Origin of the sequence: Flammeovirga yaeyamensis (genome assembly GCF_018736045.1) — a bacterium.
Classification (GTDB): Bacteria; Bacteroidota; Bacteroidia; order Cytophagales; family Flammeovirgaceae; genus Flammeovirga; species Flammeovirga yaeyamensis.
In genome coordinates this window covers 1,668,569-1,685,167 of sequence record NZ_CP076133.1, presented here as the reverse complement: position 1 = coordinate 1,685,167, position 16,599 = coordinate 1,668,569, and the positions used below count along the sequence as shown (strand labels likewise).

Genomic DNA, 16,599 nt, shown 5'->3' with positions numbered 1-16,599 from the left:
TTTATAACATTCGGACGTTGCCTAGCAACGTCCACCTCCATTTACTTTTTTACTAACTAACAGCACACACACAATAGAAATGAACAGAAAAGTTATTTATACCACAATAGTTGCCGCTATTGCTGGAGTGTTATTTGGATTCGACACTGCAGTAATATCTGGGACTATACCCTATGTAACCAAACACTTCTCCCTCGAACCCGCTTTAGTAGGTTGGTTTGTAAGTTCTGCATTGGTCGGATCTATATTGGGAGTTAGTTTTTCTGGTTTAGCAAGTGATAAGTTTGGTCGTAAGAACATGCTTATTATTTCTGCAGTAGGATTTTTATTATCTGCATTAGGTTGTTCCATATCCAATGGATTTACGGAATTAATTATCTATAGAATGCTAGGTGGGATCGCCATCGGTTTAGCTTCTATGGTGGCTCCATTATACATTAGTGAGATCTCTCCTAAGAAATACAGAGGTCGATTGGTAACTGTTTATCAATTATGTATTACAATGGGGATATTATTGGCTTATTTCTCTAACAGTTTCATTCAGTTTCAAGAAGTGGACTTTAAAGGAATATTCTCTGGTATTGAAGGTGATGGATTATGGAGAACCATGTTTTTCGTAGAAGTTGTTCCTGCGTTTATCTTCTTGATTGGATTGATATTCGTTTCTAAAAGCCCTCAATGGTTAATGCTTAGAGGTGAAGCTGAACAAGCAAGAGAATTATCAAATAGTCTTGGCATAGAATCACCCACATTAACTGATGATGAGTCGAACAAAGTGAGTTTAAGCGAGCTTGTAAAAGGCAATTTGAAAAAGCCCATGGGTATTGCGGTATTCCTTATGTTATTCTCTCAATTATGCGGAATTAACGCCATCATATATTATGGTCCAAGTATTTTAGCCGAAGCAGGTTTAAGCCTTGGAGATTCTCTAGGAGGACAAGTGAGTATCGGAATAGTTAACATGTTATTTACCATTTTCGCTATCTTATTTGTCGACAGATGGGGTAGAAAACCTCTACTTACATTGGGAGCCTTAGGAGTAACATTTGCTTTGCTAACTACAGGAATGTTATTTCAATTAGGAGTCGATTCAGGATATAGCATTGTTGGTACAATCATCTTATTTATTGCCTGTTATGCCTTCTCATTAGGACCAATACAGTTTGTGGTAGCATCAGAAATTTTCCCTCTTAAATTCAGAGCAAAAGCCATGTCGGTGTGTACCATGATGCTTTGGGTAGCCAATGCCATTGTTGGACAAGTATTTCCAATTTTGTTAGACAGTGCAGGTCCAGCAATCACCTTCTTCATATTTGGTGGAATCGGTATTCCTGCCGTTTATATCATATTGAAATTTATACCTGAGACGAAAGGAAAATCATTCGAAGAAATTCAAAAGATGTGGAATAAAAACCATATCTCTCAAAAAATATAAACTGTCTAAATCAATTAAAAATGAAAAAATTACTATCGATTGTAGCTATCAGTATGATGATGTCTTGTTCGGACCAATCATCTGAATTAAAAAACACAATTAAAGAAGACCAACAAATTGATGAGATCAATAAAATGGGTCTAAAACTAATATCCTCTGGTTTTAATGCCGGAGATGGATATGCTGAAGTATGGATTAGAGATTTTAATACTTTTGTGACGCAATCAGCAAAGGTGTTAGATCAAAAAGACATTAAAGATAACATCCTAAACTTCTTTTATATTCAAGAAGCCGATGGAAATATTGCTGATGGGTTTATTGAAGTAAGACCTGGTTATGATTCAACGTATTACAAAAAAAGTGCATTAAAGCCTTCACTTGCTTATCATAAAAATACGGTAGAAACAGACCATGAAACATCACTAGTACAAACTGTTTACAAATACATTAAAGCCACAAACGATCGCTCAATTTTAAATGAAGTGATTGATGGTAAAACAGTCACGGAACGTTTAGTGATGTCAATGGACTTTTTGATGAACGAACGTTATAACGAAAAATATGGATTGCTTTGGGGTGCGACTACTGCCGATTGGGGTGATGTTCAGCCAGAACATCCATGGGGAGTAGCGCTAGACGAGAATTCTCACCTTACGATTGATATTTACGACAATGCGATGTTTGTTATCGCATTAAACAATATGATTGAAATTTGTGGTCATCAAATCGATGTGGTGAAATGGACAAAAATCAAAGATGAGATTACGAATAACGTAAGAACACATCTTTGGGATGAGAAAAATCAAAAATACATTCCACATATCTACTTACATGGATCACCTTTCCCTAAAGATTTTGATGAAAACGAAATCATGTACCATGGTGGTACAGCCGTGGCTATTCAAGCGGGATTCTTGACGAAAAAAGAGATCAAGGTTTCATTAGAGAAAATGATCAAGAATGTGAAAGAATCAGGAGCACCTTCTATTGGTTTAACATTGTACCCGGTGTATCCTGAAGGATTTTTCCAAAATACAGGTATGCATCCATACGGTTACCAAAATGGTGGTGATTGGACTTGGTTTGGCGCTAGAATGATTTCTGCATTGATCGAAAATGGATACGAGAAAGAAGCATGGGAGCAAGCACAACCAATGTTTGATAGAGTCCTTAAAAACAAAGGATTCTACGAGTGGTACACTCGCGATAACCAACCTACAGGATCAGGTATGTTTAGAGGATCGGCAGGTGTGTTATTAGATGCTATCGATGCTTTCCAAGATTACGCAAATGAAGACTAAACCCATGAAAAAACTACATTTATTACTCCTGATGTGTTTGGGGTACACTGCTTTCGGTCAATATATTGATCCATTGGAAGCAGTGGACCCAAATATTGGGACAGTACATTCGAGATGGTTTTTCTATACGCCAGCAGCCAACCCGTTTGGTATGGCTAAACCTGCTCCATCTACGAACGGTTCTTACGGAAACAAATGGGGCTGGGAGGCTGTCGGATATGATGGAACACATACTTCTATCGAAGGGTTCGTTAATTTCCATGAATTCCAAGTAGGAGGTATTTCTTTAATGCCTACAAATGGAGAGTTGATTACTGTTCCTGGGAAACTAGAAGAAGTAGAAAAAGGTTATCGATCGAACTTTAAAAAAGAAAATGAAATCGCCCAGCCGGGATATTATAGTGTGGTGTTAGAAGATTACAATATCAAAGCTGAACTCACCTCAACACCAAGAGTTTCTTTCCACAGATATAGTTTTCCTAAGGGCGAGAATCATTTACTTTTTGATATAGGAAATACGCAAGGAGAGAGTGGTAATGTCGTTGATGCAGCGGTAACAATGGTCGACGATAAAACCATCGAAGGGTATGTCATTACTCATCCAGGATATGTGAAATATTATCAACCTGGAGCTTATGTCAAAATGTATTTTGTGGCAGAGATTGATAAGACGACATCATCTATTGCATCATTTAATAAGGAGGATATCCACTTTGGATGTAAAACTGCTTTAGGTCAAGGTGCAGGTTTAGCTTTAACTTTTGATCAGAATAAAGAGTATCAGGTCGAAGTGAAAATCGGACAATCTTATACTTCCATTGAGAATGCGAGACTAAACCTTGAGAAAGAAGCCATCGACTTACAATTTGATGAAGCAAAAGAGAAAGCCCAATCGAAATGGAGAGAGATGTTAGGAAAGATTGCTGTAAAAGGAGGATCCAAGGAACATCAAACAAAGTTTTATACGGGATTATATCATGCACTTTTAGGTAGAGGTTTAAGTAGCGATGTAAATGGTCAGTACCCTTCAATTAATGGAGAGGTAGGACAAATTGAAATCGATGAAACGACTAATCAACCAAAATACAATCATTACAATACGGATGCTGTTTGGGGTGCATTTTGGAACCTTACGCAACTTTGGGCATTGGCTTATCCAGAGTATTACAATGAGTTTGTGCAATGCCAATTGGATATTTACAAAGATGGAGGATGGCTTGCAGATGGAGTCGCTACCAACAAATTTGTATCTGGTGTGGGCACGAACTACACAGGATTATTGATTGCTAGTGCTTATAACAGAGGTATCGATCAATATGATCATGAATTGGCGTATCAAGCAGTTCGTAAAAACGAATTGGGTTGGATGAACCGTCCTTTAGGTGCCGGTAAAGCCGATACAAAAGTATTTGTCGAAGAAGGTTTTGTGCCATTAACACAAAACAACGAGTATTATTCAGCATCCAATGCAGAAGGTTCTCAGTTTTCGGCATCCCACACTTTAGAGTATAGCTTCTCCGCTTCTGCGGCAATGAATATGGCCAAAAGTTTACATCACATAGACGATGCGAAGTTGTTTGCCGATTATTCAAAAGGCTGGGAGAAGTTGTTTAATGAGGAAATCGGATTTATCACTCCAAAAACAAAAGATCATCAGTTTGTTAAAGACTTTGATCCTAAGAAAGTTTGGACAGGCTTCCAAGAGGGAAATGCTTGGCAATATACTTTTTATGTCCCTCATGATGTGAAAGGGTTGGCAAAGAAAATTGGACCTCAAGAGTTTATCGAACGATTGAATGGTGTTTTTGAAACAGCGGCTATTACAAAGTTTGGTGGAGGAGAAACGGTGGATGCTTTTGCTGGTTTGGAGAATGTCTACAATCACGGAAATCAGCCATCATTGCATATTGCATGGATGTATAATTTTACGGATCAACCTTATAAGACGCAATATTGGGTGAGGGAAATTTGTGATGTATTCTATGGAACTGATGAAACTCACGGTTATGGATACGGACAAGACGAAGACCAAGGTCAGTTAGGGGCATGGTATGTTCTTGCAGGTATCGGACTATTTGATGTTGCAGGCGGAACGGGTGAAAATCCTAACTTGCAATTGAGTATGCCGCAATTTGAAGAAGTAAAAATTTCTTTAGATAAGCAGTTTTATGAAGGGGAAGAAGTAGTGATCAAGATCAAAGGTGATCCTACTAAAAATAGATATATCAAATCGGCTGAATGGAATGGGGAAAGTTTAGAAAGTGTTTTCCTTCCTTGGTCTGAGTATATTAAAGGTGGAGTATTAGAGATGAAATCTTCTGCAAAACCTAAAAAATAATTACTTGTATCAAAAACCCCGGAATGAACCTTAGGTTTACTGTATTGTAAAATTTCTAGATAAAGGTTATTTTAAAACTAGGGTAAAAGAAATAAGTGAACCATCGGAATGAATAGAGCTGTAACTCTACAGGAATTCTTGGACTTATTTCTTTTAATCAGAACCAAACCTAAATAAGAGAATGCTTCAACCCGTTAAGGTTGGTAGGGAAGTTCTGAATACCCTAATTCCTAATTAAAACGAAGATACAAAATGATTTACAAAAAAGTAATTGGGGTTGATGTAAGTAAATTAACATTAGACATCGCTTTACAGTTAAGTCCTTCGAAGTTCATTATGAGAAAATGTGGTAATACTAAAAAGCATATTTCCACTTGTTTCAAAACTTTATTTAAAGAATATGACCTATCAAAAGAAGATGTATTAATCGTGGCTGAGAATACAGGACTTTATACTAATCCTTTAATTTGGAGTTTAGTTGAAGAAGGCTATAATTTATGGATTGAGTGCCCTAATCAATTTCATCTTAGTAAAGGATTTACCAAAGGAAAAAATGATCAAATAGATGCACAAAGACTTGCTGATTATGGCTACAGAAATTCTGATAAAGCAAAACTATGTGAGCTAAGTTCGACCAGTCTTTCTACATTAAAATATTTGAATTCAGAAAGAGATCTAATTGTAAGTGAGCAACAGAAATTTAAAGCACAAATTACTGATCATAAAGATTATGTAGAAGAAAGTGAGTATAAAGATCGAGTTAAAAGATATAATAAAATACTCAAAGCTTTAAAAGAAAATTTAGATGCGATAGACAAGAGAATAGATCAGATAGTTAAAAATGACAAGGTATTGAAACATCAATTAAACCTTCTAAAAACAATACCAGGTGTAGGTCCTAAAATTGCACTAGATGTAATAATTGCTACCCTAGGTTTTAAGAAATTTGACAATGCACGTCAATTTGCTTCCTATGTTGGAGTTGCTCCATTCCGATATGTCTCAGGAACGAGTATTCGGTCTAAAAATAAGGTGTCAAAACGGTCAAAGTTATCACTTAAAAGCAATATCCATATGGGGGTTGTATCTGCCATCCAAATAGAGGGTGAATTTCAGACGTATTACCAACGAAAAATTAGTGAAGGGAAAAATAAAATGACGGCAATTAATAATTTACGAGCTAAAATGATAAAAAGGATGTTTGCTGTAATTAAGAATAACAAGGCTTATCAAAGTAATTATATAGCTTGCTGGACATAGTTTCTATATCGCTAGAGATTAATAAATAACGCGTCAAGGATGATTGAAATACATAAGAATTCATCCATCCTTAACATGTTAAACTAACCGATATTTATCTTTAAAATAGATATCTACCCATATTCTAGAAAATTGGATAAAATAAATATTGATTTACTTGTTTTATCCATAAGAGAATTCCGGGGCTTTTGATACAGTTTTTTATTCCATTCCCTCAATCCAAGCACCATTCGCTTGCATCACCATCATGCCAATTTCTTTGACTTCCTTCTTTAAAGGAGCCAATTTCTCATTGATCATTTTCATCTCATCTTCGATAATTTTTACCGTTTGTAGATGGGTAGGCGTTGGACCATAAGTCGACATAGAAATGCCTCTATTTAAAGCGAAAAGTCTTTCACCAATCGTTGTCTTACTTTTTTCTCCCACTTCATTCTTAGCAGGGTTGCCAAAAAGTTGAGAATCCAATTGATCCAAAGATAGTTTCACATTCGAAATACGTTCGATGATATTGTCGTTTAAAGAAGAATTTAAAGTAGCTGTAAATAGCTTCTCACTCGCTTTTTGAGTATTCGATAACTGAATCGATAATTTGTTGACATCACGAGTCAGTTGCTCATATTTTCTCCAGAATGCAACTACTTCATCCATGCTTTTACCTTCTAATGCCGTTTCACCAAGACGTTCGACCACTACTTCCACAGGTTCCGTTAATGTATTGGTTTTACCACTTTCGAAAGAATGTAAAGAAGCAGTATATTTTCCAGGTGCAGCTAAGAAAGAATGCAATTGTTCTTCATTTCCATCTAAAGTGATTGTACCAGTTCCGCCGACTCTTAAATCCCAAGTCACTCTATGGAATCCTTTAGCATTAGTGGCTTTCACTCTATTAATGATACTTCCGTTTTGGTCTTTGATTTCCAAATAGACAAACGGCTTCATCTCTCTTTTTTCTGTCTCTAAAGCTTCCCAGCCCGGGAATTGAGCTCCGGCAACCGCCTCTGATTCAACTCTGATTTCCTCTAAGCTTTTGATGGATTCTTTTAAATAATAAGTAAAAGTGGCACCGAAATCAGGATTATCGGCAACGTACATCTGACTACCTTGGGTACCTCGTTTATCATCAAAGTCTACGGTTGATTTTTGGATGTACCACCAAGCTTTTCTTGGAGCAAACAAAGAAGCAGTCTGTTCGATTTGTTGTTCTTTGACATCACGAAGTGCTGTGTAATCATCTAAAATATAGAAACCACGGCCAAATGAAGCAGCAACCAAATCATTTTCTCTTCTTTGAATAGCCAAATCTCTAAATGATATAGTAGGAATTCCACCATTTAATTTTGTCCATGAATCACCCGCATTATTACTGAAATAAACACCGAATTCGGTACCTGCAAACAAAAGATCTTTTGATACATGATCCTGAACGATTCGCCAAACCAGGTTTTTGTCACCAAAACCATTTTGAATCTTCGACCATGAATTTCCTTTATCTGTCGTCTTTAATAAATACGGTTTGTAATCACCTTCTTTGTGGTTATCTAATGCTACATAGAATGTGTTTTCATCAAATAAATCGGCTTTAATATCATTTATGTACGAACGTTTAGGAACCCCCAAAGTGCTTGCCTCAATCTTCTTCCAAGTCTGTCCTTCATCAGAAGTAAACTGAATCAAACCATCATCTGTACCTATTGCAATAACTTTTTCATTTTTTGGTGATACAGCAATTGAGGTAATCGTACTGAAGTTAGACATTGCATAGATATCCCAAGGAGAATCCCAACTTTGCACACCACCCATAATAGGCAAAGCAATTCGTTCTTCATTTCTAGTTAAATCTTCTGACAAAGCCGTCCAAGAATCACCACGATCAGTCGATTTCCATAATCGCTGAGAGGCATGATAGATGGTTGAAGGTTGATGAGGAGATACTAAAATGGGTGCATCCCAATTGTAACGCTCATAATTTTCGTCGGCTGCTGGTTGAGGCATAATATCAATGACTTCTCCTGATTTCAAATCAATTCTTGATAAAGTACCTTGCTGACGTTGGCCATACATAATATCTGGGTTGCCAGGTTCTGTAGCGGGTTGGTGACCATCCCAATTCAAGACTACTTTCCAATCGGCATTACGAATACCATGGTGATTCATGGTTCTAGATGGACCACCTTCTGTACTGTTATCTTGAGTGCCACCATATACATTATAGAATGGGAATGTATCGTCCACGGCTACTTTATAGAATTGAGTCACTGGAATGTTTTCCATATATCTCCATGTACTTCCCAAATCGAAACTTTCGTAAACGCCTCCATCTGTTCCTACAAGAATGTAATTTGGATCGGAAGCTTTGAATGCCATCGCATGACTATCGCCATGTTTAGCTGTTTCGTCCATATATTCGAAAGTTTTACCACCATCTTCGGATTTCATTAAAGCGTTATTCATGAAATAGAGACGATCGAATTTATGTGGAGAGGCATAGATTTCTTGATAATAATGAGGACCTGTACCTCCAGAAACTACATCAGACATTTTAGTCCAATGACCACCTCTGTTTTCAGATCTCCAAACACCGCCTTTTTTACGGTTCAATTCAATAGCAGCATACAATACATCTGGATTTTGAGGAGAAATAGCCAAACCTGTTTTACCCCATTTACCTTGAGGAAGACCTGAAGTCAACATTTTCCAAGAATCACCGGCATCATCAGAAACATAGAGGCGAGATTTTTCGCCACCACCCATCCAAGCAGCCACTGTTCTATGATGTTCCCAAGTCACCGCATAAATTCTATTTGGATTACGAGGGTCAGAAACCATATCAGTTACTCCTGTGAAAGCATCATCACCAAGTGTTTTGGTCCAAATTTTACCACCATCTTTAGATTTAAAAAATCCTCTGTCACCACCTTCACTCCAAAGGGGACCTTGTGAAGCGACAAGGATAACATCAGAATTATCTGGATGAACAATAATTTTCGAAATGTGTTCTGAGTTTTTCAAACCCATATTTTCCCAGGTTTTTCCACTGTCCTGACTTCTGTAAATACCATCACCGAAAGCAACGTGTCTACCGCCTACATTTTCTCCTGTTCCTACCCAAATAGTATTAGGGGAGTTGGGGTCAATAGTCACACATCCTATCGAATATACCGATTGGTTATCAAAAATAGGCTCAAACGTGGTTCCCGCATTGACAGTTTTCCATACTCCACCTGAACCAACTGCTACATACCAAATGTTTTCGTTGATGGGATCGATGGCTAAATCGGCAATTCTACCCGACATAAATGCGGGGCCGATACTTCGAAAAGTAAGACTATCAAATAGGTGAGTATCAAGAGATGGTTGATTTGCTTTAACAGCCTTTTTCTTCTTTTGAGCATAAGATGAATGCCAAGAAAAAATAATGAGTGCTGAAAGGAGCAATAGTTTAAATTTTTTCATGAATTGAAGTTTAAATGGATCAGATCATAGAGAAAGATTGATAAAAAATAATCTGATTTATAGTTTAAATTAATATTGTATTGAATGGTTTTTAATTCATTTGTATTGATCACTTACAAGGTAAAAAAGTAACAATGTAAATAAAATTCAATACCTGTATAACTTATCAAATTCATTATAGTTTTTTAGGTATAAAGAAAATGAAAGATAATTTCTGTCATCAAAAAAAATTAGTGTTCAAATTACTTTTGATCATCAACATCAAATAGTCTATTTTGATGAGAATACACATAATTAACTCTAAATAAAGCTCACTTACTCAGTGGGTAATTAAACCTAAATGAAATGAGGTACTTCATCCTATGTATATCATTATTCCTTATTTCTGCAGGAATAAATAATAAGAACCCTGCATACAAAAATGCAAAACTACCAATTAACGAAAGAGTAGATGATCTGGTCAATCGTATGACCCTCGACGAAAAAATTCAACAGCTTGATATGTACTCGGGAGGAGACATTTCTGTTGATGGTGTTTTAGATAAGAAAAAAGTAAAAGCACTGTTAGGGGATAAAAGTGTTGGTTCGGTACACGATTATTATCCTGAAAACGCCAAATTATCTAACGCATTACAAAAATATTTTGTTGAAAAAACGCGTTTAGGGATTCCAGTACTCTTCATCGAAGAAGCTTTACATGGATATCAAGGGAAGAAGTCGACAGCATTTCCTGTTCCTATCGGAATGGGGAGTATGTGGGATACTCTTTTGATGAATAAAATTGGTCATGCTGTGGCACGAGAAACTAGATCTGTAGGTGTACATATGGTGCTTTCACCAGTGTTAGGTATTGGCAGGGAACCTCGTTGGGGCCGTGTGCAAGAAACTTATGGAGAAGATCCTTATTTAGCGGCAAGAAATGGTGTGGCTATCATTAAAGGTATGCAAGGAGATGATCTAACGAAAGATGATGCTATTGTAGCTGAACCAAAACACTTTGGTATTCACAGTATACCGGAAGGAGGTAGCAATACATCTCCAGTGTATATTGGAGAAAGAGAAGCAAGAACCAATTTCTTATATGTTTTCGAAAAAGCATTTACAGAAGGAGAAGCTTTAGGAGCAATGGCTGCGTATCATGAATGGGATGGTATTCCTGCAGCAGCTGATAAATGGTTATTACATGATCTCCTGAGAGAGGAGTGGGGCTTTAAAGGAATGGTAATTTCTGATTTAGGAGCTATAGCAAAACAACAGAATAGTCATTTTACAGCAGCAACGCCAAAAGAGGCCATTACAAATTCTATCAAAGCTGGTTTAGATATGCAATTTTATGATTACTCTCATGAAGTTTTTGAACAATCTATAAGAGAAGCTATTGATGACAAAACTTTAGCTATGGCCGATGTAGACCGAGCAGTAGCAAGTGTATTGTATGTGAAATTCAGATTGGGATTGTTTGAGAATCCATATATCGATGAGAGTTTAAAAGACCAACGTTACCACTGTGAAGAACATCAAGAATTGGCTTTAGAATCTGCACATAAATCAATTGTACTGCTTCAAAACAAGAACCAAATTTTACCATTAAGTAAAGAAGTAAAGAAAGTCGCAGTACTTGGACAAATGGCTGATGAAGTAAATTTAGGAGGCTATTCTCCTAAAGAATTGGAAGGTGTATCCATTGTAAAAGCATTTGAGAATACTGATTACGATATAAAATTTGTCAACCCAAAACTTCCAGCCAATGCCTTTGAACACATCGATGCAGATGTATTATATACTTTTGATGGTCAGCAAGGTGGCTTAACAAGACAGTTTTTTAATTCACCTGATTTAACTGGTAAAGCTGTAGTTACCGAAGTAACTTCTGAGTTGATTCGCAATTGGCATAATTTAAGCCCCGCGGCTGGCGTAAGTGCATCAAATTATTCGACAAAATACGAAGGCTATATTGTACCAAAATATGATGGTGAATATACTTTTGCATTAGTTGCCGATGATTATGGTAGACTTTTCTTAGAAGACTCTTTATTTATCGATTGCTGGAATGCAGAATCATGGAATCTTACTCGTACACGCACAATTTCTCTCAAAAAAGGACAAAAATACAAAATTAGAATGGAACATGCTGGCTTGGTAGATTCAAATGGAATTGGTCTTCGTTGGAGAGTAAAACCTGATTTTGAAGTAAGTAAGTTCTCAATGTATGAAGAAGCTGTTGAAGAAGCGAAAAAAGCTGATGTTGCTGTAGTAGTGGTTGGAGAATCTCTTGAAGAATCAGGGGAGGGACTTGATAAAACAAGCCTAGAAGTAAGCACTTATCATAAAGGTTTAATTGAGGCTGTTCATGCTACCGGAACTCCAATTATTTTGGTACTTCAGAATGGTCGCCCATTAGTTCTTAACGATGAAGTTGAACAGGCAGATGCTATTTTGGAAACATGGTATGCTGGTGAGTTAAGTGGACAAGGAACAGTAGATATTATTACTGGAAAAGTAAATCCTTCAGCAAAACTACCAATTACTTTCCCAAGAAGTGAAGGACAATTACCATTATATTATAACCACAAGAGATCATCATCACACCACTATGTGGATGAAAAGAGTACACCACTTTTTGCTTTTGGTCATGGATTGAACTATAGTTCATTTGACTATTCGGATCTATCATTATCAAATAAACAAATTGATAAAGATGAGAATATCACCGTTAGGTTTAAGGTGAAAAATACATCATCTACTGAAGGTACAGAGGTGGTTCAGTTATATATTCAGGATGTAGTGAGTTCTGTTGCAACTCCAATTATGCAGTTAAGAGGATTCGATAGAGTAGATCTTAAAGCAGGAGAAACAAAAGAAGTATCTCTTACTTTAACACCTGACGACATAAGTCTTTGGAACAGACAGATGAAACGTGTTGTTGAGTCTGGTGAGTTCAAAATAATGGTCGGTGCTGCATCTGATGATATTCGATTGGAGAGTGGTTTTGAGGTGAAGTAAGTTTTAAATAAAATCAATTACTTGGACTAGCCCATAACTGAAGTCATGGGTTGGTGATATAGTTTATTTTGATAGGTTGAAACCTATCAAAAGATCCCCCTTAGATCTTAATTTATGAAGAGGTTTAAGGGGGAATTATTTTGTGTCTTTAATGATCAAACTTCCCCCAAAGTAAGTTGACCATTTCTTAGAAGAATCGATTACCCCAGCACCAGTTCTTAAAGAGAATCTTATATGTGATTGATACATCAAATATCTTTCATAATGTACACCATATCCTAATACAAAGGGACCTGCGAATTCAGTAGAAATAATGTTTTTTCTAATATTGCTGTCTAATTCTTGAGCTTCACATACGTGAGTATTAAGAATTAGAAAGAAGATAGTTATTAGGTTTTTCATGAAGAGTTATAGTTAGTATTTTTTGAATAGTTTATATCTAGTTTGAACTTATATTATGTTTCTTTTCAAGCAAAAGTTCCATTGCAATAATAGCTTCTTTGTCATAGTATTTTTTTCCTTTATTGATATTATTTTGAAGTTCAACAACAGATAATTTCTCATGGACTTTCATAAAATGATAGATTTTAGACTTTATCTTATTTGTTTTTCTTTCATGAATTTCTTTTTGACTTCTAAGAATAGACTTGCTTATATAGGGGAAGAAAATATAATCTATTTTCATTTTTTTAAAGTTATTCAGAGAACCAATAATATGGTCTTTATTTACAACGAATTTCTTATTTGAGGCATAAAGAATTAGAAAACCAAAACTTGAGAAAGGCATCCATCTTGATCGACCAAGAAACTCATCTTTTCTATGATGTAATTGAAGAATTAATTTTACTTCCTCAATATCTGAATAATCTATTATATATTTTTTATTAGTTTTTGATTGAATGATAATTTGATTGTTAGATAAATTCAAGCTGCTTGTATTACAGTTCTTACTATAATTTTTAAATAATATTAAAATTGGCATAATTATAATAATTTGAACCATTGATAATATTATTATATAGTGTAATTGAATGCCATTAATGAAACTAAAAAAAGTAAAGATTACTATGTTCATTATGGATATGAGTACTAAATCTTTTGTTTGCTTGAAGTAGTTCATAAAAAAATTATTTATTTGGCTTAATTGACATTACAGGAATATATTATCATTAGAGCTATTTCCTTATTCATGATATTACCATATTGATCAAAGGAATAAGTAATAACATACCCCACTCCGGTTTTATATGGTTGATGAACATATTTATAAGTCATCATTTGCTCATTGTTCTTAATTGATTTTATATATTTTTTTTGTATTTCTTTATCCGAAAAGTCAATTCTAAGGTCAAGGTCAAATTTTCGTAATTTAACTGCTCTTTTATTAAATTCTAGACTATCTTGAAGCTGTAGTAGGGATGTTTGAACTTGAGATTCAGCATTATCTACAACCTCTTGATCAGGAAAGTATGCTTTTGAAATTTCATCAAATTCTTGAGAAAAAACAGCATTACTAATTAATAATACAATTGAAAATATGATTAATTTTTTCGACATAAATATCTACTGAATAAAACCTAAAATCCATTTTCATAAATATAACAATTGTAGCCAAATAGAATTATAATAAAGTAGAACATGATTATCAACTAATTATTCAATAAAATTTCTTTTATCTCACTAGACTTCATCTTCTTTATTCCCACCTTTCTACGTCTTTTATTCAAGTTTTCTGCATCCTCAACAGGATACAATTCTACTTTTCCATCCACCAATTTTGATTGGGTCCCATATAATTGTTTTTCTCCATTTTCCACTAACATTCTATCTTTCATACTAGCCATTTCCCATAGTTCGGATTCACCTTTTAAGGCGGATGATTCTAATAATGGAAAATACTTCATCCTTATTTCTTTATCTTGTGCATGCTGTATGATGGTGAATAAAGCTTGATTTGCGGTATCACCGATTTTGTCTTTTCCTAACCATCCGTAAGTATCAATAATAAAAGTTGCTTTTGATAAAGCCATGGAATCAAACTTTTGGATTTCCGTATTCAGAGAGTCCATTTTAAAAGAAGCATAGCCATATTTTCTCATTGTGGGTACCACTTGATTTCTAATTTCTATATTTTCTTGAGCGATCTTTTCTAAATCAATTTGTATGGCTTTATAATCTTGAGCGTAACTTTGAACTGTGATTACAAAACTGAAAAGAAAAAAAAGAAGTTTTAATTTGATAGATTGTATAAGCATGGAAATCAAATATCAATGAAATTGGAGTTTAATTTGATAAACAAATATCAAAAAGTATACCCATGAATTAGAAACTTAATATAACCTTAAACTATGCGTTAATTATATATTAATACGATATAATAAATTTGTATGATTTAATTATAAAATACCTATTCATGAAACTAAAAACTCTTTTTACACTAATTCTATCCATCCTTTTAATATCCAATATAATCGGGCATCCGCCACATGATCATGATCACGATGGTTTACATCATTGGGAAAAACCAAGTAAAGATCCAGATAGAATTATTCTTACGTTTAATGGTAACCCCGCCACAAGTAGAGCTGTAACTTGGAGAACGGATAATACGATCAAAAATGCTGTAGCACAAATAGCCGAAGCCACCGTGAATTCTAAATTTGTTGACGATGCTGAAAGGCTTACAGCCAAAACAGAAGAGTTTGATTTAGGACAGTATAAAGGAAATAAATCATTAATTGTTCATTATCATAGTGTGGTATTTGATCAACTAAAACCAAATACTTTATATGTTTACAGAGTGGGTGATGGCAAAGAACATTGGTCGGAATGGATTCAATTTAGAACAGCAAAAAATGAATATGCACCCACACAGTTTGTATATTTTGGAGATGCTCAAAACGATGTTCTAGAACATTGGTCTAGAGTAATTCGACAAGCGTATCAAACAGCTCCAAATGCGTCTTTTGTGGTTCATGCAGGAGATTTGATAAACAAAGCCCATCAAGATCAAGAGTGGGCTGAATGGTATAAAGCAGGTGGTTTTATCCATAGTCAATGGACAGCAGTACCCGTCGTAGGCAACCATGAGTTTAGATCTTTAGCTAAAAATGAACCCAAGCAACTATCCATTCAATGGCGACCTCAATTTACGTTACCAGTTGAGGAAAGTTTATCAAAAGAACTGCATGAAACTGTATATACCATCGATTATCAAGATGTGAGAATTATTGTGTTAAACTCTAATGACAAATTGGAGGAACAAACAAAGTATATAGAAGATCAATTAAAAGATTGTACTGCAAAATGGAAAATCATCACTTGTCATCATTCTGTATTTGCTCCTGCAAAAGGCCGTAATTTCCAATACGCAAGAGATCATTGGAAACCTCTTTTGGATAAATATAATGTCGACCTTGTATTGAACGGTCATGATCATACCTATGCTAGAGGACATGTACCGGTACGTACCACAAAAAAATCGACAGATCTTCAAACAGTATATGTTACATCGGTAAGTGGACCAAAACAATATGAATTAGATACAGAACAAATGAAAACGTATAAAAAGGATGGTTATGAATTGGACAAATCTGGTGAACAGACTCAATTTTATCAAGTCATTACCATAGAAGAAAATGAGTTGACGTATGTAGCTTATACTGTTTTGGGTGATGAATATGATCGAATGGTTATTTCAAAAGATTTTAAATCGGGTAAAAAAAAGTTAAAACAATAATATATTATATAGATCACTGTTCTTTGTGTTAAGCCGATAGGCGTCACTAAGAACTGAAAATTTGTAT

At 35.2% G+C, this 16,599-nt stretch carries 11 protein-coding genes; 6 read left to right on the top strand and 5 right to left on the bottom strand.

Annotated features, from left to right (window positions below):
* Window positions 1-79: 79 nt before the first annotated feature.
* The 4 genes from KMW28_RS26480 to KMW28_RS26465 all read left to right on the top strand — a co-directional run bounded on the left by KMW28_RS26480 (window position 80) and on the right by KMW28_RS26465 (window position 6,334).
* Window positions 80-1,435 carry a sugar porter family MFS transporter gene (locus tag KMW28_RS26480; RefSeq protein WP_169667128.1) on the top strand — a complete coding sequence of 452 codons (1,356 nt, stop codon included), beginning with the start codon at window positions 80-82 and terminating at the stop codon, window positions 1,433-1,435.
* A 20-nt stretch (window positions 1,436-1,455) separates the two neighbouring features.
* Window positions 1,456-2,736, top strand: a complete 1,281-nt coding sequence (locus KMW28_RS26475) for a GH36-type glycosyl hydrolase domain-containing protein (RefSeq protein WP_169667131.1) — start codon at window positions 1,456-1,458, stop codon at window positions 2,734-2,736.
* Between the two features lie 4 nt (window positions 2,737-2,740).
* Window positions 2,741-5,074, top strand: coding sequence for a GH92 family glycosyl hydrolase (locus KMW28_RS26470; RefSeq protein WP_205958244.1), 2,334 nt, complete (start codon window positions 2,741-2,743; stop codon window positions 5,072-5,074).
* 252 nt (window positions 5,075-5,326) lie between these two features.
* On the top strand, window positions 5,327-6,334 hold the full coding sequence (locus KMW28_RS26465; RefSeq protein ID WP_169667330.1) for an IS110 family RNA-guided transposase: 1,008 nt from the start codon (window positions 5,327-5,329) through the stop codon (window positions 6,332-6,334).
* Between the two features lie 201 nt (window positions 6,335-6,535).
* Here KMW28_RS26465 and KMW28_RS26460 read toward each other — a convergent pair whose 3' ends face one another.
* Complete coding sequence (locus tag KMW28_RS26460; RefSeq protein ID WP_169663902.1) at window positions 6,536-9,790, bottom strand: WD40/YVTN/BNR-like repeat-containing protein; 3,255 nt, start codon at window positions 9,788-9,790, stop codon at window positions 6,536-6,538.
* A 345-nt stretch (window positions 9,791-10,135) separates the two neighbouring features.
* Here KMW28_RS26460 and KMW28_RS26455 point away from each other — a divergent pair, with 345 nt between their 5' ends.
* Window positions 10,136-12,793, top strand: a complete 2,658-nt coding sequence (locus KMW28_RS26455) for a glycoside hydrolase family 3 N-terminal domain-containing protein (protein WP_169663901.1) — start codon at window positions 10,136-10,138, stop codon at window positions 12,791-12,793.
* A gap of 135 nt (window positions 12,794-12,928) precedes the next feature.
* Here KMW28_RS26455 and KMW28_RS26450 read toward each other — a convergent pair whose 3' ends face one another.
* The 4 genes from KMW28_RS26450 to KMW28_RS26435 form a co-directional block, all read right to left on the bottom strand.
* Entirely contained in the window at window positions 12,929-13,195 is a 267-nt protein-coding gene (locus KMW28_RS26450; protein WP_169663900.1) for a hypothetical protein, read from the bottom strand.
* 37 nt (window positions 13,196-13,232) lie between these two features.
* On the bottom strand, window positions 13,233-13,913 hold the full coding sequence (locus KMW28_RS26445; protein ID WP_169663899.1) for a hypothetical protein: 681 nt from the start codon (window positions 13,911-13,913) through the stop codon (window positions 13,233-13,235).
* Between the two features lie 20 nt (window positions 13,914-13,933).
* Window positions 13,934-14,350, bottom strand: coding sequence for a hypothetical protein (locus tag KMW28_RS26440; RefSeq protein WP_169663898.1), 417 nt, complete (start codon window positions 14,348-14,350; stop codon window positions 13,934-13,936).
* Between the two features lie 92 nt (window positions 14,351-14,442).
* Complete coding sequence (locus KMW28_RS26435) at window positions 14,443-15,048, bottom strand: DUF6624 domain-containing protein (RefSeq protein WP_169663897.1); 606 nt, start codon at window positions 15,046-15,048, stop codon at window positions 14,443-14,445.
* 158 nt (window positions 15,049-15,206) lie between these two features.
* On the opposite strand from KMW28_RS26435, the gene KMW28_RS26430 reads away from it, so the two are divergent.
* The gene (locus KMW28_RS26430) at window positions 15,207-16,532 is read left to right on the top strand and encodes a fibronectin type III domain-containing protein (protein WP_169663896.1); all 1,326 of its coding nucleotides are present in this window, start codon (window positions 15,207-15,209) and stop codon (window positions 16,530-16,532) included.
* Window positions 16,533-16,599: the final 67 nt, after the last annotated feature.

What these genes read in the sequence shown, in the direction of transcription:
- KMW28_RS26435 (WP_169663897.1), bottom strand. Translation starts at nt 15,048, where the DNA reads ATGCTTATACAATCTATCAAATTAAAACTTCTTTTTTTTCTTTTCAGT.
- KMW28_RS26450 (WP_169663900.1), bottom strand. Translation starts at nt 13,195, where the DNA reads ATGAAAAACCTAATAACTATCTTCTTTCTAATTCTTAATACTCACGTA.
- KMW28_RS26460 (WP_169663902.1), bottom strand. Translation starts at nt 9,790, where the DNA reads ATGAAAAAATTTAAACTATTGCTCCTTTCAGCACTCATTATTTTTTCT.
- KMW28_RS26480 (WP_169667128.1), top strand. Translation starts at nt 80, where the DNA reads ATGAACAGAAAAGTTATTTATACCACAATAGTTGCCGCTATTGCTGGA.
- KMW28_RS26440 (WP_169663898.1), bottom strand. Translation starts at nt 14,350, where the DNA reads ATGTCGAAAAAATTAATCATATTTTCAATTGTATTATTAATTAGTAAT.
- KMW28_RS26465 (WP_169667330.1), top strand. Translation starts at nt 5,327, where the DNA reads ATGATTTACAAAAAAGTAATTGGGGTTGATGTAAGTAAATTAACATTA.
- KMW28_RS26430 (WP_169663896.1), top strand. Translation starts at nt 15,207, where the DNA reads ATGAAACTAAAAACTCTTTTTACACTAATTCTATCCATCCTTTTAATA.
- KMW28_RS26445 (WP_169663899.1), bottom strand. Translation starts at nt 13,913, where the DNA reads ATGAACTACTTCAAGCAAACAAAAGATTTAGTACTCATATCCATAATG.
- KMW28_RS26455 (WP_169663901.1), top strand. Translation starts at nt 10,136, where the DNA reads ATGAGGTACTTCATCCTATGTATATCATTATTCCTTATTTCTGCAGGA.
- KMW28_RS26475 (WP_169667131.1), top strand. Translation starts at nt 1,456, where the DNA reads ATGAAAAAATTACTATCGATTGTAGCTATCAGTATGATGATGTCTTGT.
- KMW28_RS26470 (WP_205958244.1), top strand. Translation starts at nt 2,741, where the DNA reads ATGAAAAAACTACATTTATTACTCCTGATGTGTTTGGGGTACACTGCT.